Raw genomic sequence first — 18,831 nt, 5'->3', positions numbered from 1 at the left:
GCCAGCAGGCGCTCAGGCGGACGCCGACTGCGGCGGCTTGGCCTTCTGCGGATAGAACGTCTCGTGCCGGGCCAACATCGCGACGAACTCGACGATCTTCCGCTCCCGGGTCCGGGCCTGCTTCACGGAGTTGAGGCGGTGCACGAACGCGTACTGGTTGGTTTTGGTGAGCACGTCGAACATGGCCTGGGCGGCGGGCTCGGCGGCGATCGCGGCGAGAAGGTCCTCGGGCACCTCGGCCTCCGAGGACGGGGCGTACGCGGCGGCCCACCGCCCGTCCGCCTTCGCGGCCTCCACGGCGGCCCGCCCGGCGGGCAGCATCCGCCCCTGCTCCTCCAACCGCGCCACGTGCGCCACGTTGCGCTGGGACCAGATGCTGCGCGGCCGGCGCGGAGTGAACCGGATGCAGGAGCTCTCCTCGTCCCGCTTCTTGGCCTGCCCGTCGATCCAGCCGAAGCACAGGGCCTCGTCGACCGCCTGCTGCCAGGTGAGGGTGGTGACCGTGCCACCCTTCTTGGTCAGGGCGAGCCAGACACCGGGCGACGTTGCATGGTTGGCGGACAACCACGCACGTAACTCCTCGGCGTCCGCCACGATCAACTCGTCCAGCTCAGCGCTCGCCATGTCCGTAGGCTAGCCCCTTTCGCCGGAGTGGCACCGTCACCCACCGTCGCGTCGGGCCGGCCGGCACCGCCGCGAGCAATCGCGGCAACGGCTCACCGCGCATCACCGGTCAGCGTCTTGCGCATCTGCTGCGTGACCACCCGGTAGCCGGAACTCTGGTAGAGCCCCCGAGCACGGTCGTTGTCACCGAACACGTTCAGTTCGAGGGCCGAGACGCCGTGCCGGCGGACGACGTCCTCGCCGGCCGCCAGCAGCTTGCGCCCGTATCCGGCACCACGATGCGTCGGCTCGACCTCGATGTCGTAGAGGAACGCACAGTCAGAGATGCCCCGAGGATGGGTGAGCCCGATCCACAGCACCCCGACCGCGGTCCCGTCGTCGAGTTCGCCCTTGAGGAACAGCATGCCGGCGGTGGCGAAGCCGTTCGGCAACAGAGTCTCGTTGTTGTGGCGGGCCATCTCCAGGGCATTCTCGGCGGACCAGTTCCCAGCCGCCACCTGCTCGTCGGCGTAGGCGCGGACGAGGCCGGAGTACCACTGACCGAACTCGATCTCGGTCATGCTCCGGACGGTCAGCTCAGACATGGAAGTGATGCTGGCACACTGCCCAGGCACAGGAGGGCCCCGAGCGTCTAGGTGCGGAGTCGCCCGCCCAGGACGTCCCGCAGGTCGTCGGGTAGGCCGTCGATCGCCAGTAGCGTGGGCACCAGTTCCGGCTCGGTCATGTAGGCGCGGAAGGCGTCCGCGATCGTCACGCCGTGGGCTGGCCGGTCCGTCACGGTGACCGCATCACCGGCACGGACCTCACCGGGCTCCAGGACGCGCAGGTAGGCGCCAGGACGGTTCTCGCGGGTGAACGTCTTGAGCCAGTGGGGCTCTGCCATCTTGGCCTGGAACGTGACGCAAGGGATGCGACCGAAGGTCGGTTGCAGCACGAGGTCGTCGCCGATGGTCCATCTCTCGCCGATCACCGCGCCGTTCACGTCGACGTCGACCGTCGTGAGATTCTCGCCGAAGATTCCGCCGGGCAGCACCCGGCCGAGTCGGGCTTCCCACCAGTCGTAGTCCTCGCGGGCGTACGCGTACACCGCCTGGTCGTCACCGCCGTGGTGCTCGATGTCGAAGATCTGGTCACCGACTAGTCCACTGTGCAGCCCGGTGGTCTTCGGGCCGGGTGCGCGGACCGCCACGGGGCCGTCGAACGGCTGTTTGTTGATGCCGGTGATGCCGACCCGTTTGGCGGTGCTGCACTCCGGCACGGCCAGGTTGACAGAGAGGATTCTGCCCATGGGCTGCAACCTATCGGCTGTCCGGGTCGGGCCGCGCCGGGTATTTCTCGCGTACGCCCGGGTGCGGGGCGGGAAGGGCGGTGGCTTCGACGGCTTCCACGGGTACGAGCTGATCCCGGCGGCCGGCGACGAATGCGTTCTCCGGCATTCACTGGTGGCGCGGATGCGCTGGCCCGCCGCCCTGACGTACCCGCTGATCTACCGGCCGCGGCACGCGGCGCTGATGACCGACAGCCTGGACAGGGCGGCACTGTTCGCCGGTACGCCGGTCGACGCTGCGCACCGGTGGTCGATGTGGGTCCGACTGTTGCGGTGGGTAGTCTCGCGGGTTCGCCGACGGGCCCGAGGCGATGAGCCCCGTCGGTGTCACGGTGTGACCGAACATCACCGTCGGCCGCCGGTCGAGTGGGAAGCTGGCACCCGTGGACAGGAAACAGGTGACCGGCTGGCTCGCGGCCTACGAACAGGCGTGGCGGACGCCGGGGACAGACGTACTCGCGACGATCTTCACGCCGCAGGCGAGCTACCAGCAGGGTCCGTACCGGAAGCCGGTCGTCGGCCTGGAGGCCATCGCCGCGATGTGGGAGGGCGAGCGGACCGGCCCCGACGAGGTGTTCCGCATGACCAGCGAGATCGTCGCCGTGGAGGGCGACACCGCGGTGGCGCGGCTGGAGGTCCGCTACGGCGACCGGGTCCCCCAGGAGTACCGCGATTTGTGGATCATGCGTTTCGCCGAGGACGGTCGCTGCGTCTCGTTCGAGGAGTGGCCCTTCTGGCCGACGCAGTCGACCGCCGACCCGGCCGCCGAGAGCTGACCGGGGCTGCTCAGCGTCCGGTGACGCCGTCGACGAGTTCCCGCAGGATGTCGGCGTGCCCGGCGTGTCGGGCGGTCTCGCTCGTCATGTGGGCCAGCACCCAGCGCAGGGTGCGCGGGCCGTCGTCCACCGGCTGGGCGGTGCGGCTGTCGATGCCGTCCGCCGCGCGGATGTGTGCGTCGCTCTCGGCGATCGCGCGGCGGTAGTCGTCGACGATCTGCGCCCCGGTGAGGTCCGGCTCGACCACCATGTCGAAGTCGACGTCGGCGTGGCGGACGTCGCCGGCCAGGGTGTATCCGAACCAGTATCGTTCGGCGTCGGTCAGGTGTCGGACCAGTCCCAGCAGCGTCGTGTCGGAAGCGACCAGACGGCGTCGTAGCTGTTCGTCGTCCAGACCGTCGACCTTCTTGAGGACGCAGGACCGGGCGAAGGCGAGGAACGCCAGCGCTGTGTCCAGCTCGCCGCCGTCGTTGAGGGGGACACCTTCGCGTTGCGACTCCAGCATGGATCCGACCCTACGTCGGGGCGGCGACCGGCGGGAGTCGGCGCAGCGCGCGCAGCGCCAGCACGGCGAGGGGTACGCCCACTGCCAGGACGGCGACGACCTCCACGGACGCGATCGTGGTGAGTGCGGTGCGCTGGACCTGGTGGTGGTAGTCGGGCAGGGTCGCGGCCCGTAGGGCGACGGTGGCCGCGGCGAGCAGGGTGAGCGCCAGTGACCATGGCAGCGCGCGGGCGGGACGGTGCGGTCCGCGTGCGGTCAGGTGGACGGCGATGGCGAGGGTGACCGCGGCGCAGGACAGGCCCGGCCAGTCCAGCAGTCGTAGCGCGGGTTCGACCGCCTGGAGGGTGAACAGCGGTACGGGAACCAGGAGGATGCCGATCGGCAGGGCGAGTAGCCACGGTCGACGCGACACCGGTGGGGCGCCCGGGTGGAAGGCCGTCATGCCCAGGAGCAGCAGCACGTCGACGAGCCGCATCGCCCAGGGGGACACGGACAGTGGGGTGTCTCCGGCGGCCTGGGTCACGACGGTGGTGATCGCGGGAGGCACCACGGCGATCAGGGCGATGGCCTGGGCCACGCGCCGCTGCCCGAGGACCAGCGCGAGGTAGGCGGGCAGCCAGGCGTAGCCGGCGAGATTCCAGGTGGTGAGCCAGACGCTCGACGACGTGGCGGGTGTCCAGTCGGAGGCCGGTACGGGCAGCCAGGCGATCTTCCCGGTGAGCCAGAGCGTGACGCCGATGCCGGCGGTGACCATGACGGCGTGGGTCAGCATCGTCATCAGGGTCGCCAGGCGCACGGCCTGACCCCAGGCGTACGAGCGGGGTGACGCGTCCGCGCCGCCGAGGCGTAGCCGGACGGCCAGGGACACGATGCTGGCGACCTCCGACAGGCTCGGCCGTCCGTAGTCGGCCAGGTACTCGGTGGTCTCGGGGTCGCCGGTGTCCATGCTGTCCAGGAAGGCGGCGACCATGTCGTCCTCCCACTTCTGCCGGTACGCGGTGGGCAGCAGCCGCAGGACGAGCCGGTAGCGCTCCTCCAGCCGGTTCACGAGGACGTTCCTGTGATCGGGTTACGTCGGTCGCGCAGCCGGGTCGAGGCGAGGCGCGCGTTGGCGGCGAGTCGCTGGGCCTCCGCATCGAGGGCATCATGGCCGGGCTCGGTCAGCCGGTAGTACCGGCGCAGTCGTCCCTGCCATGCCTCTTCGCGGTCCAACTCGACCAGGCCGTCGCCGACCAGCCGGTCCAGTGCCCCGTACAGCGAGCCGATCTTCAGCTGCACCCGTCCCTGGGACAGTTCGGCGACCTCCGCGACGATCCCGTAGCCGTGACGGGGGGCGTCCAGCAGCGCGGTGAGGATGAAGAAGGCCGGTTCGGTCATCGCCCGAGAACTCATCCACCTAATATACTGGTAGTCAAGATATGATGGGAGCAGGAATCGACGACGTGCGGGAGTGGTCATGGGCGACGGTGACGCGGCAGACGCCGGAGACCTCGGCGGACCGGACTTCGCTCCGGTGGTCCCAGCGGTGCAGAGCAGCGCCTTCGGCGCCCCGCCCGTCCATCGGGCGACCATCGTCGTGCTCGGCCCCGGATACCACGGGTACGCCGTCCTGACCCGGACCCCGCCGCAGCCCGACCCCGACCCGTCTGCCTGACACCTCCCGGTGCATGCTGAGCGGTGGAGCCGCCGGCCGCACCGCGTCACGAGCCGGCGGCCATCACCCGAACTGCGACTCGAGGTCGTCCAACAGCAGCGTCCACGGGGTCTGTCCGTATCCGGCCGTGGGGTCGCGGGCGAGCAGGGACGCCCGGATGCCGGCCATGCCCTCGGCGAGGATCTCGGCATCGAGTAGTCCCTGCTCGTCGAGGTCGTCCAGGCGGGACATCGTCGTTCGCAGCACGCCGAGGAAGTAGAGCAGCGCGGCGATGTCGGAGTTGATCACACGGGTGTGGTGCGCTGCCGCAGCGGCGAACTCGTACGCCTGCTCGGACGACAACTCGACGGCGAGGCAGACGTGCGAGTGGTCGGCGGTGACGACGAGGAACTGGAGCTGCCCTTGGCGTACCGGGTCAGGGAGGTGGCCACCCTCGGGGAAGTAGACGTTGAGCACCTCGACCGTGGGTAGGCCGACCTCGGTGAGGAATCTGCGGGTACCCGGTGGTATCGCAGCCGGGACCAGCGCGGGGACGACCGGTGCGAGCCGGCCCTCCCATGCCTGGCGGACCTCTGCGTCGGTGATGCCGCTGCGTGCGTGGCCGCTCATGTCGCTGCCCCGCTCATTCGCCGACCGCCTGCCGGTCAGGGGGCCTGTGCGGGCTGGTCCGGCTGGCTGCTGGCGTTGTACGCGTTCTTGGCGGCGACCACGGCCGCTTGACGGTGCTCCGGGTCGACGCCGTGAACGTTGAGCGGCGGGTGCAGACGCCGGACGAGTTCCGCCTCGATGGTCGTGGGCTCCGGGTCCTCGGCCCAGGTCAACCGCAGGTGCGCGGTCATCCACGCGGTCAGCCGTGCCTCGTCCTCCGGCACCAGGACGACCCGGTCGGTCCACGTCGTCCGATATTCCTCCGCCACCAGCAGCCCGGCCAGCGTCCGGCGCAGCGTCGAGCTGCCCGACCGCCGCAGATGGTTGCGCAGGATCCGGCCCCGCAGGCTGGTCGCCCGTCCGAGATACAGCATCCGCAGCGACGGGACGTGCTCGTTCGGCGGCCCGGGGAGATCGGGCAGGACCAGCGGGTCGGCCCACCAGGCGTAGACGCCGCTGCCCCGACTGAGCCGTTTGGCGGCGACATCGAGCTCGACCGGTGCGCCGGAGAGCAGCCGCAGGGCTGCCTCGACTCGTTCGTCGTCGGAGGGGAGGTCGTCGGGTCGTACCTGGGGAACGGTCATCGAGACCATCCTAGGTCCAGGGGCGATCGAGGTCGGGCGCGCCGGGGTCAGCCGGCCGCCGTCTGCCGCAGCCACTGCTCGGGGTCCTGGCCCGCGACGAGACCCAGATAGTCGCTGGCGGGGGCCACGCCGGCCAGGCGGCGTAGCGCCGGGGTCAGCAGCCGGAGCTGCTCGACGCCGGTGGCCAGGATGTGGTTGTCGGCGGGCCGGAGCCAGGGCAGGACGTGTTCACAGATGAGGGCTCGGCGGGTGGTCTCGGCCGCGTTGTGTCCGGCGGCGTGCCAGAGGCGACCGCTGTAGACGAGCGCGCTGCCGGCGGGCATGACCGCCGGGACGAGCTCGTGCGGTTGCGGACGGCGGCCGTCGGCCCAGCGGTGACTGCCCGGGGCGATCAGGGTGGCACCGTTGCTGTCGGTGAAGTCGTCGAGCGCCCAGATGACGTTGGTCTCCGCCTCCACCTGCCGGGGGAGGGGATAGACGCCCGCGTCGACGTGCAGCGCCTGGGCACCCTGGCCCGGGTCCACGGCGGACAGGAACAGCATGCCGAACTGGTACACCTCGCCCAGACACGCGGTGACGAGGCGGTGCACCTCGGGATGCAGCAGCAACGGTTCGAGAGCGCCGGGGCGACTCAGCAGGGAATAGACGCGGCGGGTGCGCCGGCCGTCGAAGTCGTTGTCGCTCCAGCCGACCCCGCGCAGCAGGTCGTCCGCGTGATCGCTGGCTGCGGCCAGCTCCGCACCGGACAACACCCCCGGCAGCACCACGAAGCCGTCGCCCTGCAGCGCGTCCAAGGTGACGTCGGGATCGTCGTCGATCACTGTTACGACCTCGCGTGCCGTCATGGTTCGCAGCGTAGCCGTGCAGGACTGATGCGGTGGGCCGGCGGGGTTTCACCGGTCGGCGGCAACGGGTAGCGGCTATCCATGGATCGCAATCTGGTCAAGGCCCTCCATGCCGCGTGGGAGCTGCCGGAGTTCCGGGACGGGCTGCGTCACCTGGTCGATCTCGACGAGGTGACGCACCTGCTGGCGAGGTTGTCCGTGGCGGACCAGGACCACGAGGTGGAACGCAGCCTGTTGCAGCTGCTGCGTACCGGCCTGGACGCGCCCGAGATCCGGGAAGCGGTGTTGCTGCTGCTGGAGAACGACGAGGTGCGTCGCCCTCTCGTCGCCGCGGTGCAACCGCTGGTCAAGCAACCGGGTCAGGCGGCGGCCATCGCGTCGGCGGCCGAGGACCCCACGGTACGACGCGAGGTGCGGGCGGCCCTGGAAAGCGCCCGGGTGCGTGAGCTGATCTGGCAGGCGATCGACGACCAGCAGAGCAACAATCGGTTCGGACTGATCCGTCGGGCGGCGGTGCTGTTCGTCCGGCACGCCAGCGTCCGGCGTCTCACCTGGGCCCTGCGTCGGCACGGCGTACTCCGGGAACTACGCCGCGACTCGTGACCGACGGTGCCTGTCCTGGGCGAGGTCTCGGCCACGGCGGCAAGGATGGATTCTCAGGAGTGTGAACCGCTCACCTGCTCGAAGCGGAACTCGCGGATGAAACAGTCACGCGGTTGCGCCACGGCGAACAGGACGCAGTCGACGACCGACTGGGCGGTGAGGTCGCTGTCGGCCCGACGCGGTCCGTCCTGGACGAAGTCCGGCGGGAACAGGGAGATCACTCGGATCCCTTCCGGCCGAAGTCGGTGCGAGAGGATCTCGGCGAACCCGGCGTGGGCGTGCTTGGCCGCGTAGAACGCGGGATGCGCGCCCGACCGGTGCTGGCCCACCTCGCCACACGCGGAGATCATGTTGACGACGTCGGGTCGGGTCGACGCGCGCAACAGCGGCAACAGGTGTTTGGTCAGCAGGACGGTGCCGGTCCCGCCGGCAGCCAGCACGCTCTCGATCGTGTCGTCCGCGACGTCGCCCAGGTCGTCACCGTGGATGTAGGGGGCGCCGTTGTTGACCAGCACGTCGAGATGACTGGTCCGGTCGGCCACGGCCGAGGCGAATCCCCGTACCGAGTCCGGCGCGGCGAGGTCACAGGAGAAGGCCTCGGCGCGGCCCACTCCGCGCCGGTTGATCTCATCCGCGACGTGCTGCGCCGCCACCACGTCGCGGGCCGAGAGGAAGACCTGTGCACCCCGTTCGGCGAACGCCTCGGCGAGAAGTCGGCCGGTGTCCCGTGCCGCGCCGGTGATGGCGACGCGCGTACCGTCAAGATCCATGGCCGCCAGTGAAGCACCTCAACTCAGGTTGAGGTCAAGGAGCGGTGTCGTGTCTGCCTACGGCGCCGGTTCCAGGACGATGACCGGGATCTGGCGGGTGGTCTTGCGCTCGTAGTCGGCGAAGCCCGGGTAGGCGGCCTTCTGCGCGCTCCAGATCCGCTCCCGTTCGTTCCCCTCGGCGACCCGGGCGACCAACCCGACCGTGTCGGTGCCGATCTCCGCCCGGACCTGCGGATGCGCGACCAGGTTGTGGTACCAGTCGGGATTGGTGGGAGCCCCGCCCTTGGACGCGAACACGGCGTAGCCGCCGTCCAGCTTCTGGTACATCATCGGGCTCACGCGCGTCTGGCCGCTCTTGGCGCCGACCGTGTGCAACAGCAGCAGTGGCGCACCCGCGAACTGGCCACCCACCTGCCCACCGTTGGCGCGAAACTCGGCGATGATCTTCTCGTTCCAGTCGCTCATGGATTCCCCTCGCCCCCGTACGTCGGCTCCGTGACCACGATTCTGTCAGTCCTGACGGTCGATGACACGGCGACGCGGGTGAGCGGCGACGGCCAATCGTCCGGAGGCGGCATCGGGTCAAACTGGGCCTCGGCCGCGCGGGACGGTGGCGGACTGCAGCTCGACCAGCAGGTCACCGCCGGGCGTGCGGAAATACAACACCGACCGGCCCGACCGCCGTCGCCCGACCAACTGCGCCTGGAGCAGGACATCGAGATGCCCCCCGACGGACCCGAAGCCGTATCCGGTCAGAGCGACCAACTGGGTCGGGCTCTTCGGAGCGTCCAGCAGAGTGAGGATCTTTGCGCGGACCGGCCCGAGCAGGCGGCTCAGCGCCTCCGGTGGTGGGTTGCGGGACGGGTCGGCCAGCATCGCGGAGCACGGATACACCACTGCGTACCGATGGGGCCTGGTCGAGCTGAGCCACCCCCGGCGGGTGCTGCTCGCGATGAACAGCAGCGGTGCGTCCGCCAGGTCCTCTGTGGGCAGGTCGTAGGTGTTGACCTGGAGCCGACCGTCGCCGAGCCAGCGCATCCCCGGCCGCATCCGGTCGAGCGCGCAGGCCCATCCGCCGGAGCTGAGTTGGTCGGTCCGAGCGACGATGTCGGCCTCCAGAACGCGCCGACGGCGCGGCCAGTCGGATGCCACCGTGTGGGTCCAGATCCAGTCGAGCAGGTCGGCTGACCGTGACGGCAGGTCCGGGCTCAGCAGCTCCGGGGGCAGCGGCGTACCCGTACCGATGCTGAGGTCGTGCCGGGCGACCTCCAGCGAGGTTGCGCGGACCCGGCGGAGCTCGTCGGTGAAGGTGGCGTCGGGGTGGTCCGGCGGCGGTGTCAGGAAGCCGGCCAACCACCTCGGCCGGAAGGCGGCCCGCACGAGCGCCGCAGCGAACGGGTCATTCGCTATCCGGGTCCGGTAGGCGCCGACGTGGGCCTCCAGCCATGCGCGCTGACCGGGCAACGACACCCCGGCGTGCAGGGACTTCAAGGCCGCGACCGTCTCGGTCAGAGCAGAGACGGTGAAGCGGCTGCGGGCGAGGGCTTCCGCGCCGATGCGCCAGATCCCCACCTGCCCCCCCATTTCCCGTAGACCTGGGACCGCCGGGTTTTCGTGCGGAGACGAAAACCTACCGCGCCCGGATCGATGCTCACCACACTCCGGATCATGCACAGCTATCGGGAGTTGTTCCAGACCCGCGAATTCACACCGTTCTTCGCCACGGTATTCCTGCAGACCGCAGCCCGGACCGTGACCGGCCTCGCTCTCGGCATTCTCGTCTACTCCACCACCGGATCGCCGCTGCTCTCCGCGCTGAGCCTGTTCGGCTCCCACTTCGCCCAGGTCATCGGCGCGGTCACCCTGCTCAGCGTCGCGGACCGGGTGCCGCCTCGGGCCGCGATGACCGTCACGGGCCTGTTCTTCGGGCTGGGCAGCGTGGCCATGGCGTCTCCCGGCGTGCCGCTCTGGGTGATCTTCGGCGTCATCGCCGCGCAGGGCCTGGTGGGCTCCGTCGCCGGTGGCGTCCGCTGGGGGCTGCTCGGCGACATCGTGCCCGGACCCGGCTACGTCCTCGGCCGGTCGGTGATGAGCATGTCGCTCGGGGCCACCCAGATCGGCGGGTACGCCCTCGGCGGCGCTCTGATCGCGGTCACCTCACCCCGCCGGGTGCTGCTGCTCGGCGCCGCCCTGTACCTCGTCGCCACGATCACCGCACGACTCGGTCTCGCTGCACGGCCGCCGCGGGCCCTCGGTCGACCGTCGGTGGGACAGACCTGGCGGGTCAACGTCGAGCTCTGGTCGGTGCCCGCCCGCCGGTACGCCTACCTCGCGATGTGGGTGCCCAACGGCCTCGTGGTCGGCTGTCAGGCGATCTTCATCCCGTACGCGCCGGACACCGCCGGGGTGCTGTTCGTCTTCGGCGCCGTCGGGATGCTGGCCGGAGACGTGATCGTCGGCAGGTTCCTGTCACCCCGGTGGCGGGCTCGGGTGATCATTCCGATGAAGGTCCTGCTGGCCGTGCCGTACCTGCTCTTCGCGGCCCACCTTCCGCTCCCCGTCGCGGCCGTCGCCGTCGCCGCCGCGTCGTTCGGGTTCAGCGCCGACCTGCTCCTGCAGGAACGTCTGATCGCGTTGACCCCGGACGACCTGCGGGGCCAGGCGCTCGGTCTGCACTCCGCCGGCATGATGACCATGCAGGCGGTCGCGGCGTCGGTCGCGGGTGCGCTGGCGCAGTGGATACCGGTGTCCACCGCGATGGTGCTGATGGCCCTGTCGTCCCTGCTGGTGACCGCACTTCTCACGCCCAGGCTGCGCCACACGGCGAGGGTGCTGTCACAGGCGGTCCCTAGGGTGGTGCCGTGAGCATGAACGGCAACTGGCTGCGGGTTTCTCCGGACGACCTGGAGCGGGCCCGGGCCGACCTCGCCTGGGCCTACGACATCGCCAGGACAGCACGGAACGACGACTCCGACCGTTGGGCCACCACCGACAAGGCCTGGCACGGCCTCGACTTCCTCCTCGACCGGCTGGGCTTCGAGATTCCGCTGGTGCTGGGCGCAGAGGAGTTCGTGGAGTCGCCGGACGTCGAACCCGACAGCGAGGAGATGTTCGACCTCCTGGACAACCTCGAAGACGACTGGGGCTACGGGCCGCCCTCGTATCTGACCCCGGACCAGGTGGCGGCTGCGGCCTCGGCCCTGGACACGCTCACCGAGGACGACCTCGTCCGAGGCGTCGACCCGCAGGAGCTGAACCGGGCAGAGGTCTACCCCGGCATCTGGGAGCGTCGCGGCACGCTGGAGTGGGCGGCCCACTTCCTGCCGGACGCCCGCAGCTTGCGATCAGGCTTCTCGGAGTACGAACGAGGTGCCGGTGGTGCACTCGGTGGGCGTGACCGCGGACGCTCTGCACCACCGTCTGCTGCCGCGGTGGCGGGCGCGACCGGAGCCGTCGCGCCGAGTGGCGCAGGCGTTGGGATTCCGCCAGCTCGGCGCTCAGCTCAGCATCCGGATCGCCGCCTGAGCCTCGCCGCGGCACCGCCGACGTTCCTGCACCCCATTAACCTGACGGTGTGGATATCGAGACACGTCTACGGCGGATTCGTGGCTGGCTGTGGGTCGTGGTGGTGGGATTGTTCCTCAGCGGGGTGACCGCGTTCCCGCTCGAAATCGAGGTGCGTTGGCTGCTGCGGGCGGCCGACCCCTTCGCCGACCAGCTTCCGGCACTGGTCGGCTGGATCGAGCGGGTCCACGTGGGGCTGGTCGAGACCGGCGAGCGCCATCCGTTCATGCGGTACGGGACCGACTGGCTCGCGTTCGCCCACCTGGTGCTCGCGGTGGCGTTCTGGGGACCGCTGCGCGATCCGGTGCGAAACGTCTGGGTGGTGCAACTCGGCATGATCGCCTGCGTCGGGATCGTGCCGCTGGCGTTGATCTGTGGCCCGCTGCGGGAGATCCCGTGGTTCTGGACGGTGGTGGACCTGTCCTTCGCGGTCGGGGCGTTCCCGCCGCTGTGGATCGCGTACCGGCACATCCGGGCGATCGAGGCGCAGCAGGGTGGCCCGCCCGGCACGGCCCGCTGGTGGGCGCCCGACGCCTCGGGCTCGGCCCGGAACTGAGGCCGTCGGGCGCTGCGGGGCCGGTCTGTCAGCCGATGGAGACTGGCCCGGTCGACATCGTCCACATGGTAGGGTCGGCGCTTCTGTTGATCTTGCGATCGGTCGGTCTGCGAGATCCACTCCCACCAACGGTGTACGGGGTGGGCCGCTAACCACCACGGTGATCATCGGCCTGATCGCGCGTGACGGCATGGGGTGGCCGGAGAAGTGTCGATGCGTCTTGCCTTCGGGGTGCTGGGTCCGTTCGTGGCGAGCGTGGACGACCACCCCGCCGACCTCGGCGGACCCCGTCAGCGAAAGGTCCTCGCCTGCCTGGTCGCCGCCCGTGGACGGATCGTGTCGGTGGAACGCCTGATGGAGCAGGTGTGGGACGACAGGATGCCACCGACGCAGGCCACCCTCTTCGGGTACGTCGCTGGCCTGCGCCGCGCGCTGGAACCCGGGCGGGCAGCCCGTACGCCGGCCCGCATCCTGGTACGAGAGGGGCCGGGCTACGCCCTGCGGGCCCCGGCTGCCTCGGTGGACGCGGAGCGGTTCACCGCGCTGGTGGTGCAAGGCGACCGGGCCGCGTCGGCGGCCGACTTCGGCACCGCGGCGACGACGCTGGACGAAGCGCTGGGCCTGTGGCGAGGCCCCGCGTACGCCGACTTCGTCGACGCGGACTTCGCCGTAGCCGAGATCGCCCGGCTGGACGCCCTGCACGCCGCCGCCCGCGAACAGCGCCTGGCGGTCGCCCTGGCCAACGGCGACCACCAGCGGGTACTCGGCGACCTGGAAGCCCTCGTGGTGGATCAGCCACTCCGTGAACGGGGCTGGGAGTTGCTCGCCCTCGCCCTCTACCGGGCCGGGCGGCAGGGCGACGCCCTCGCCGTGCTGCGCCGGGCCCGCGAACAGCTCATCGCCGAGATCGGCGTGGACCCCGGTCCGCAACTGCGCAGGATGGAGGCGGCGGTGCTCCGTCAGGACGCCTGCCTCGAACTACCCCGGACCTCGCCCGGTCGGCCGCCGGTGCTCGCTCCACCTCGGCGCAACATCCCGACGCCGCTGTCGTCCTTCGTGGGCCGGCAGGTCGACCTTGAGACGGTGGGACGGGCCCTCGCCGAGCATCGCCTGGTGACTGTCATCGGCGCGGGCGGGGTCGGCAAGACCCGGCTGGTGCTGGAGCACTGTCGGGGCCGCGCCGACCCGGACGGGCCCTGGCTGGTGGAACTGGCCAGTCTGCGTGACCCGGCGGAGGTCGCCCGCGCGGTGTCCGACGTGCTCTCCCTACCCGGCATCGCCACGTCGGGGCAACTCGCCCAGCGGCTCGCCGACCGGGCGGCGGTACTGGTCGTGGACAACGCCGAGCATCTGATCCCGGGGGTCGCGGAGCTGGCCCGGACGGTCCTCGGAGGGTGTCCGGGACTGCGCCTGCTGGTCACCAGCCGGCAGCCACTGGGCGTGCCCGGTGAGGCGGTCCTGGAGCTTGCGCCGTTGCCGTTGGCCGAGGCGGTCGAGCTGTTGGTGAACCGGATCAACACGGCCAACCTGGCGCAGTGGGCCGGCGAGCCGGATCCGGCCCTGACCACGCAGGTCTGCCGGGATCTGGATGGGCTGCCGCTGGCGATCGAACTGGCCGCCGCCCAGTGCCGGACCCTCTCTCTGCGGGAGATCGCGTTCCAGCTTGACGACCGGCTCGGCCTGCTCACCACCGGCATAGCCGGGGACCAGGATCGGCACGCCACGGTCCGCAACGCGATCGAGTGGAGCTACCAGCTGCTCACCCACACCGAACAGGCGCTGTTCCGGCAGCTCTGCGTCTTCGACGGAGGATTCGACCTGGACGCCGTCCGGCAGGTCGGCGGCGGCCCCGAGCTGCCGGAGCCGGTGCCGGCCCTGTTGGGGTTGGTGCGCAAGTCACTGGTGATCGCCGACACCGCCGCCGTCCCGCGCCGCTACCGGATGCTGGAGCTGGTGCGCGAGTACGCGACGGCGCTGCTGGTCGGTGCCGAACAGGCGCAAGCCCTGACCCGGCACCGTCGCTGGCTGGTGGGCCTGGTGGAAACCGGGGAGCAGCGGCTACCGACCGCCGACGGCGCGGCGTGGCTGCGGCGACTCGGCGCCGAACGCGACAACATCCGGGCCGCGTTGACCTCCGCCCTCGCCGCCGGTGAGGACCTCACCGCAGCGCGGATCTGCGGGGCCCTCGCCTGGTTCTGGTACCGCACCGGCCAGATCGCCGAGGGGCAGCGTTGGGGTGGACGGACCCTGGCCGCCCTCGACGCCCGCCGTACCGGGGCAACGGAGACGTCCACCGGTGCGGGGGAGTCGGCCGAGTGGGTTCTGGCCCGGGCTCGGTTGTTGATGGCCATCGGCGGCTGCGCATACCTCAGCGGCGACCACGCCGGCAGCGTCGCCGCATTCGGTGAGGCGACGCGGCTCTGCGCTCGGGTCGGGGCCCGACACCCACACACCACCGCCGCGATCTACCTGGCCTCGGTGACCGCCATCGGAGGCGACGTGGCCGGCGCACTGTCGCTGGCCGACGAGGCGGTACGGCTGGCGGACCTGGTCGGGGAGCCGTGGGCGCAGGCCGAGGCGTTGACCGTACGCAGCCAGCTCAGCCGGGCCTGCGGGGACCTGGCCCGGGCCCGTGACGAGCTGACCCGGGCCAACGCCCTGGCCCGGTCCTGCGGCCATCAGTGGGCGGTGCTCTCGTCCGGGTGGATGGACGGCAAGGTCAGCACCGACCTCGGTGAGCCGGACCGGGCGCTGCGCACCCTGGCGGAGTTGGCCCGGGACGTCGACCCCGAGCAGGACCCCCCGAGTTGGCTCGCGCTGGCGCACTCGCTGGCCGGGGCGCTCGGCCGGACCGGCCGGGCCGACACCGGCGCCGTACTGCTCGGAGCGGTGGAGGCCCTGGGCAAGAGCATCGGATACCACCCGGAGCAGATGGACCCGCACGACGGCCCGGCCAACACGTCAGCGGTCGCCGCCGCCCTCGATCCCGAGGCGTACCAAGCCGGGCTGGCGCGTGGTCGGGAGCTGACCTGGTCTGGCCTGGCCGATCTGGTCGCCGACGTGCGGTAGGCGCCCCGGGGACCCACGCCAGGGCTTCCCATTCGGTTCCCAGTGGATTCCCAATGCCACGCCCCAGGGTGGACGACGGTCGTCAGCGACCAGGCAGATTGGGGATGCAGGAGATGGCAGGACAAGTAACCGTGGGGGCTTCGAGCCGGGTGGTGACGAGGTGCGGTTGACGTTGATCGGTCGACCTCGCCGAACCGGCGGACGTGGGGGAAGGATCTTCACCGCGCTGGTCGCGACGGTGGCGATGACCGTCGCCGGGTTCGCCGTGGCCCCGTCGGCGGCCGCGAACAAGGTGACCCGGGTCATGATCAAGACCGAGGAGCTGCATGCCGGCCTGTTCAGCCTGCACATGCGGGCCCGGTTGGCCGGCGTGGACGGCTTCAAGGATCTGATGACCAGCGCCTCGCTGGTCGGTTTCCGGCAGGCCCACCCTGATGCGACCGCGCAGCAGCTCACCGGGCACGTGGTGGCCCTGCGCAGCCACTACGACAGCCAGCTGACCCCCGGGGACCTCCAGCGGCCGGCATACCAGTTCGCGCTGCGGATGTTGGAGTTGACCGCGCTTGCTCCGGGCGCGGTGAAGAACTCGCCCGTGATGCAGCAGATGCTGGAGGCCACCGTCGGCAGCCAGCTGGCCAACTACGGCGACATGCTCGACCAGATCAAAGCGTCGCAGTTCCAGCACTCGTGGTACCTCCAGCAGTACGGCGTGCAGGAAAAGGTCTGGCAGTCCGTGCAGGCCCTCGCGCTGTCCGACGCCGCGTTCCGCAATGCCTGGAACGCCCAGGTCGGCATCCGGTACGACGTGGACGCCGCCGCCGACATCGCCACCCTCAGCGCGGACCCGGAACTGGCGAACTGGGTGGACCTTCCTGCGATCATGGAGAACCAGATCAATAAGGACTGGTGGACCCAGGAGGGCGAGAGACAGGCCGCGCAGCTGCTGAACCGCGCCAACGCCCAGATCCGCGGCTACAACGAGGACCTGCACGCGCTGTCGGAGCAGTACCCGCTGCGCAACGGCGCCGCCAAGCCAAGCGAGCAGGTCTACCAGGCCACGATGGCGAAGAGCGCTGGTGCCCAGCAGTGGATCAACCACGCGGCGAGCGCGTTCGAGATCCTGGCGCTGCTTGTCGGGTTCGCGAATCCGGCGGCCGGCAAGGTCATTTCCGGAGTGGGCAAGGGAGTCATCCAGATCGCCTCCGCGATCAACGGGTACCAGAGCACGGCGGCGTCCAAGGACCTCGGCAAGGTGTTGGCGTCGGTGACCACCCAGGCGCTTGCCGGCAACATCGCGGGCGCGATCTCCGCCCTGCTGCCGCTCTTCGGCGGCGGCACGAACCCGGACCCGGCGATCCGGGCGGAACTGGTCGCCCTGCGTCAACAGGTGGCGCAGTTGCACCAGAACATGAACACCCGCTTCGACCGGATCGACCAGGCGCTGGCCGGTATCTACATCGACATGCTGGCGCAGTTCCAGACCGTGGTCACCCTGCAGAACGCGACGAACGCGCAGCTGCGGCAGATCAACACCCAGCTCGCCCGGATCACCGAGCGGATCGACCTCTGGGGCAGCCTGCTGCTCAACGTCGAGCGGGACAAGAAGATCAAGGAGACCAAGGAGCTAGTCGACGAGTTCGTCGGCTACCGGACCCAGTTCGGCCTTGAGATGGACTACGTCAATCACTACGCGCCCGTCTCCAGCGCCCTGCGGTTCGACATGACCGACGAGGCGAAGTCGCTGCTCTTCGCCGCCCCGATTGGTCCGCGGAGTCCGAACCGGCCGGATGCCCCGGAGGACCCGGATGCCGCCCTTGACCTGTACGGCCCGTACGGCTCGATCGGTTACCTGCACGACGAGGCGGTGCGGCGGGGCAAGCTGAGCGGGTCGGTGGGTCTCCCGGCGAACCCGGAGAAGTGGCTGCTGCCGGCGACCGGCTATCAGATGCTGCTCGCGCAGAACCCGCAGCACGCAGTCCGGGTCACTGGTCAGGTGGCGGATGTGGTCGCCTCCGGCGAGGCGATTCAGGAGGCGGTGAAGGCATTCAGCGCGCCCAGGAAACCGACCAGCGACAACCCGCGCTGGATGAACGACTTCCTGTACGACGCGATTATGGCGTACCGCCAGACGGCGCACCAGATGGCGCAGCGGATGTCGACCATCCGGACCGAGATCGCCCAGGGCGGCCAGCACGACATGTTCGGCAGCGCCACCCAGCCCGTACCGGCGAAGGAGAAGCCGATCGCCGAGCCGACCACGGTCCCGTCCTGCGCGGGCACGTTGCCGGCCCTCAGCCGGCCGGCCCAGGTCCGCTACACGGATCTGCCGCAGGAGCTGTGGGTGGCCCAGTGGGGTAAGCCGGACTCGAAGGTGACCCTCTGCCACGACTCCGACTGGGTCAACGTGCTGACCCGGAACATGGGGGGCTGGGAGGTCACCACCGCAGACCTGGAAATCAAGTTCCAGGTCCGGCAGCGCTGGAACGGCGGCAACCAGACCGTGCGGGAATGGAGCAAGGTCTTTCCGCAGGGCGTGATCTGCCGGACGCACGAGACGCTGCCCGGCGGGGAGTGCCGCTTCATCGACCAGGAACTCGCCAAGTGGAACAGCACCTACCGAGGCGAGTTCGAACGGTCCGCCACCTACGTCGACAAGACCGAGGAGGCGCGGAAGCGGTCGCGGGACTGGTTCTACGGCCAGGGCGCCCGGTACTACAGCACCATCACCTCGGAACTGGCCAATCCCAACCCGGCCAACCCACAGGTGGAGACCCTGCACGGGCTCAACACGCAACTGACCTCGCAGGCGCGGCTGATGCAGGCGTACCTGAAGCTGGGTTTCGCCACCGCCCTGACCCAGGACGAGGTGCTGGCGCTCAATCTGCTCGGGGTCGACCGGTTCCCGGCAGACCTGAACGGGCTGAACATGATCACCGACTCGTTCCAACAGGCCCGGGCGAACTACTGCCTGGACGACAAGACGCCCTGCACCCTGCGGGGCACGATCGAGGGACCGAGGGCCAACCAGGTGAGGTTCAGCTGCGCCAACCCCGCCAGGACGGACCCGATCTCGTACTGCGCGGAGTGGCTCACCTACGACCGTACCGACACCATGATGGGTCGGTTGGAAGTGTGGTCGGAGAAGCGCGACAAGGGTGAGTACGTCGAGGGCCTGCCGGCGGTGGACTTGGCGCTGCGCAGCATCGAGACTGCGGACCGGATCGCCCGGGGCTGACCCCGGCAGCGCGGGAGGGCACACCCGGTCGACCGGATGTGCCCTCCCGTCGTGACCGCTCTTACACAGGG

General features: G+C 70.3%; 20 protein-coding genes. 8 read left to right on the top strand and 12 right to left on the bottom strand.

The window, feature by feature from the left end:
• Positions 1 to 12 precede the first annotated feature (12 nt).
• The 3 genes from ACZ31C_RS13760 to ACZ31C_RS13750 all read right to left on the bottom strand — a co-directional run bounded on the left by ACZ31C_RS13760 (position 13) and on the right by ACZ31C_RS13750 (position 1,912).
• Positions 13 to 624, bottom strand: coding sequence for a YdeI/OmpD-associated family protein (locus ACZ31C_RS13760; protein ID WP_465795560.1), 612 nt, complete (start codon positions 622 to 624; stop codon positions 13 to 15).
• Between the two features lie 92 nt (positions 625 to 716).
• A complete protein-coding gene (locus ACZ31C_RS13755; protein WP_465795559.1) occupies positions 717 to 1,208 on the bottom strand; it encodes a GNAT family N-acetyltransferase in 492 nt (163 codons plus the stop codon).
• Positions 1,209 to 1,255: 47 nt separating this feature from the next.
• A complete protein-coding gene (locus tag ACZ31C_RS13750) occupies positions 1,256 to 1,912 on the bottom strand; it encodes an MOSC domain-containing protein (protein WP_465795558.1) in 657 nt (218 codons plus the stop codon).
• Positions 1,913 to 2,334: 422 nt separating this feature from the next.
• Between ACZ31C_RS13750 and ACZ31C_RS13745 the strand changes: the two genes are divergently transcribed.
• Positions 2,335 to 2,727, top strand: a complete 393-nt coding sequence (locus tag ACZ31C_RS13745; RefSeq protein ID WP_465795557.1) for a YybH family protein — start codon at positions 2,335 to 2,337, stop codon at positions 2,725 to 2,727.
• A 10-nt stretch (positions 2,728 to 2,737) separates the two neighbouring features.
• On the opposite strand, the gene ACZ31C_RS13740 is transcribed toward ACZ31C_RS13745, so the two are convergent.
• From ACZ31C_RS13740 to ACZ31C_RS13730, 3 genes are read right to left on the bottom strand one after another with little or no spacing between them, the layout of a single operon-like run.
• Entirely contained in the window at positions 2,738 to 3,232 is a 495-nt protein-coding gene (locus ACZ31C_RS13740; RefSeq protein ID WP_465795556.1) for a DinB family protein, read from the bottom strand.
• Between the two features lie 10 nt (positions 3,233 to 3,242).
• Positions 3,243 to 4,280, bottom strand: a complete 1,038-nt coding sequence (locus tag ACZ31C_RS13735) for a hypothetical protein (RefSeq protein WP_465795555.1) — start codon at positions 4,278 to 4,280, stop codon at positions 3,243 to 3,245.
• Positions 4,277 to 4,624 carry a PadR family transcriptional regulator gene (locus ACZ31C_RS13730; RefSeq protein WP_465795554.1) on the bottom strand — a complete coding sequence of 116 codons (348 nt, stop codon included), beginning with the start codon at positions 4,622 to 4,624 and terminating at the stop codon, positions 4,277 to 4,279. Before ACZ31C_RS13730 ends, ACZ31C_RS13735 begins: the two co-directional genes overlap by 4 nt.
• Positions 4,625 to 4,688: 64 nt before the next feature.
• Between ACZ31C_RS13730 and ACZ31C_RS13725 the strand changes: the two genes are divergently transcribed.
• The gene (locus tag ACZ31C_RS13725; RefSeq protein WP_465795553.1) at positions 4,689 to 4,886 is read left to right on the top strand and encodes a hypothetical protein; all 198 of its coding nucleotides are present in this window, start codon (positions 4,689 to 4,691) and stop codon (positions 4,884 to 4,886) included.
• Positions 4,887 to 4,949: 63 nt separating this feature from the next.
• Here ACZ31C_RS13725 and ACZ31C_RS13720 read toward each other — a convergent pair whose 3' ends face one another.
• Genes ACZ31C_RS13720 through ACZ31C_RS13710 form a run of 3 tightly spaced genes read right to left on the bottom strand, consistent with a single transcriptional unit; the run spans position 4,950 to position 6,963 of the window.
• Positions 4,950 to 5,495, bottom strand: coding sequence for an SUKH-4 family immunity protein (locus ACZ31C_RS13720; RefSeq protein WP_465795552.1), 546 nt, complete (start codon positions 5,493 to 5,495; stop codon positions 4,950 to 4,952).
• Positions 5,496 to 5,530: 35 nt separating this feature from the next.
• On the bottom strand, positions 5,531 to 6,118 hold the full coding sequence (locus ACZ31C_RS13715) for a GIY-YIG nuclease family protein (RefSeq protein ID WP_465795551.1): 588 nt from the start codon (positions 6,116 to 6,118) through the stop codon (positions 5,531 to 5,533).
• Between the two features lie 47 nt (positions 6,119 to 6,165).
• Positions 6,166 to 6,963 (bottom strand): phytanoyl-CoA dioxygenase family protein, encoded by a 798-nt coding sequence (locus ACZ31C_RS13710; protein WP_465795550.1) that lies wholly within the window; start codon positions 6,961 to 6,963, stop codon positions 6,166 to 6,168.
• Between the two features lie 81 nt (positions 6,964 to 7,044).
• Between ACZ31C_RS13710 and ACZ31C_RS13705 the strand changes: the two genes are divergently transcribed.
• Positions 7,045 to 7,566 (top strand): hypothetical protein, encoded by a 522-nt coding sequence (locus tag ACZ31C_RS13705; protein WP_465795549.1) that lies wholly within the window; start codon positions 7,045 to 7,047, stop codon positions 7,564 to 7,566.
• Positions 7,567 to 7,619: 53 nt separating this feature from the next.
• On the opposite strand, the gene ACZ31C_RS13700 is transcribed toward ACZ31C_RS13705, so the two are convergent.
• The 3 genes from ACZ31C_RS13700 to ACZ31C_RS13690 form a co-directional block, all read right to left on the bottom strand.
• Positions 7,620 to 8,336 carry an SDR family NAD(P)-dependent oxidoreductase gene (locus ACZ31C_RS13700; RefSeq protein WP_465795548.1) on the bottom strand — a complete coding sequence of 239 codons (717 nt, stop codon included), beginning with the start codon at positions 8,334 to 8,336 and terminating at the stop codon, positions 7,620 to 7,622.
• Positions 8,337 to 8,393: 57 nt separating this feature from the next.
• The gene (locus ACZ31C_RS13695) at positions 8,394 to 8,801 is read right to left on the bottom strand and encodes a nitroreductase family deazaflavin-dependent oxidoreductase (RefSeq protein WP_465795547.1); all 408 of its coding nucleotides are present in this window, start codon (positions 8,799 to 8,801) and stop codon (positions 8,394 to 8,396) included.
• Between the two features lie 117 nt (positions 8,802 to 8,918).
• Complete coding sequence (locus ACZ31C_RS13690; protein ID WP_465795546.1) at positions 8,919 to 9,908, bottom strand: winged helix-turn-helix domain-containing protein; 990 nt, start codon at positions 9,906 to 9,908, stop codon at positions 8,919 to 8,921.
• A 96-nt stretch (positions 9,909 to 10,004) separates the two neighbouring features.
• Between ACZ31C_RS13690 and ACZ31C_RS13685 the strand changes: the two genes are divergently transcribed.
• From ACZ31C_RS13685 to ACZ31C_RS13665, 5 genes are all read left to right on the top strand, one after another.
• Entirely contained in the window at positions 10,005 to 11,201 is a 1,197-nt protein-coding gene (locus ACZ31C_RS13685; RefSeq protein ID WP_465795545.1) for an MFS transporter, read from the top strand.
• Positions 11,202 to 11,203: 2 nt separating this feature from the next.
• On the top strand, positions 11,204 to 11,989 hold the full coding sequence (locus tag ACZ31C_RS13680) for a YfbM family protein (RefSeq protein WP_465795940.1): 786 nt from the start codon (positions 11,204 to 11,206) through the stop codon (positions 11,987 to 11,989).
• Positions 11,911 to 12,456: a hypothetical protein gene (locus tag ACZ31C_RS13675; RefSeq protein ID WP_350699425.1), complete on the top strand. Its 546-nt coding sequence runs from the start codon at positions 11,911 to 11,913 to the stop codon at positions 12,454 to 12,456. Before ACZ31C_RS13680 ends, ACZ31C_RS13675 begins: the two co-directional genes overlap by 79 nt.
• Before the next feature lie 213 nt (positions 12,457 to 12,669).
• Complete coding sequence (locus ACZ31C_RS13670; protein WP_465795544.1) at positions 12,670 to 15,525, top strand: AfsR/SARP family transcriptional regulator; 2,856 nt, start codon at positions 12,670 to 12,672, stop codon at positions 15,523 to 15,525.
• Positions 15,526 to 15,685: 160 nt separating this feature from the next.
• The gene (locus ACZ31C_RS13665) at positions 15,686 to 18,760 is read left to right on the top strand and encodes a hypothetical protein (RefSeq protein ID WP_465795543.1); all 3,075 of its coding nucleotides are present in this window, start codon (positions 15,686 to 15,688) and stop codon (positions 18,758 to 18,760) included.
• The last annotated feature ends 71 nt before the right edge of the window (positions 18,761 to 18,831 follow it).

It is taken from the genome of Micromonospora sp. NPDC023869, from assembly GCF_055559695.1.
This window is presented reverse-complemented; position numbering and strand designations above follow the sequence as displayed.

What these genes read in the sequence shown, in the direction of transcription:
- ACZ31C_RS13695 (WP_465795547.1), bottom strand. Translation starts at nt 8,801, where the DNA reads ATGAGCGACTGGAACGAGAAGATCATCGCCGAGTTTCGCGCCAACGGT.
- ACZ31C_RS13715 (WP_465795551.1), bottom strand. Translation starts at nt 6,118, where the DNA reads ATGACCGTTCCCCAGGTACGACCCGACGACCTCCCCTCCGACGACGAA.
- ACZ31C_RS13670 (WP_465795544.1), top strand. Translation starts at nt 12,670, where the DNA reads ATGCGTCTTGCCTTCGGGGTGCTGGGTCCGTTCGTGGCGAGCGTGGAC.
- ACZ31C_RS13740 (WP_465795556.1), bottom strand. Translation starts at nt 3,232, where the DNA reads ATGCTGGAGTCGCAACGCGAAGGTGTCCCCCTCAACGACGGCGGCGAG.
- ACZ31C_RS13725 (WP_465795553.1), top strand. Translation starts at nt 4,689, where the DNA reads ATGGGCGACGGTGACGCGGCAGACGCCGGAGACCTCGGCGGACCGGAC.
- ACZ31C_RS13720 (WP_465795552.1), bottom strand. Translation starts at nt 5,495, where the DNA reads ATGAGCGGCCACGCACGCAGCGGCATCACCGACGCAGAGGTCCGCCAG.
- ACZ31C_RS13710 (WP_465795550.1), bottom strand. Translation starts at nt 6,963, where the DNA reads ATGACGGCACGCGAGGTCGTAACAGTGATCGACGACGATCCCGACGTC.
- ACZ31C_RS13750 (WP_465795558.1), bottom strand. Translation starts at nt 1,912, where the DNA reads ATGGGCAGAATCCTCTCTGTCAACCTGGCCGTGCCGGAGTGCAGCACC.
- ACZ31C_RS13730 (WP_465795554.1), bottom strand. Translation starts at nt 4,624, where the DNA reads ATGAGTTCTCGGGCGATGACCGAACCGGCCTTCTTCATCCTCACCGCG.
- ACZ31C_RS13705 (WP_465795549.1), top strand. Translation starts at nt 7,045, where the DNA reads ATGGATCGCAATCTGGTCAAGGCCCTCCATGCCGCGTGGGAGCTGCCG.
- ACZ31C_RS13685 (WP_465795545.1), top strand. Translation starts at nt 10,005, where the DNA reads ATGCACAGCTATCGGGAGTTGTTCCAGACCCGCGAATTCACACCGTTC.
- ACZ31C_RS13760 (WP_465795560.1), bottom strand. Translation starts at nt 624, where the DNA reads ATGGCGAGCGCTGAGCTGGACGAGTTGATCGTGGCGGACGCCGAGGAG.
- ACZ31C_RS13700 (WP_465795548.1), bottom strand. Translation starts at nt 8,336, where the DNA reads ATGGATCTTGACGGTACGCGCGTCGCCATCACCGGCGCGGCACGGGAC.
- ACZ31C_RS13755 (WP_465795559.1), bottom strand. Translation starts at nt 1,208, where the DNA reads ATGTCTGAGCTGACCGTCCGGAGCATGACCGAGATCGAGTTCGGTCAG.
- ACZ31C_RS13680 (WP_465795940.1), top strand. Translation starts at nt 11,204, where the DNA reads ATGAACGGCAACTGGCTGCGGGTTTCTCCGGACGACCTGGAGCGGGCC.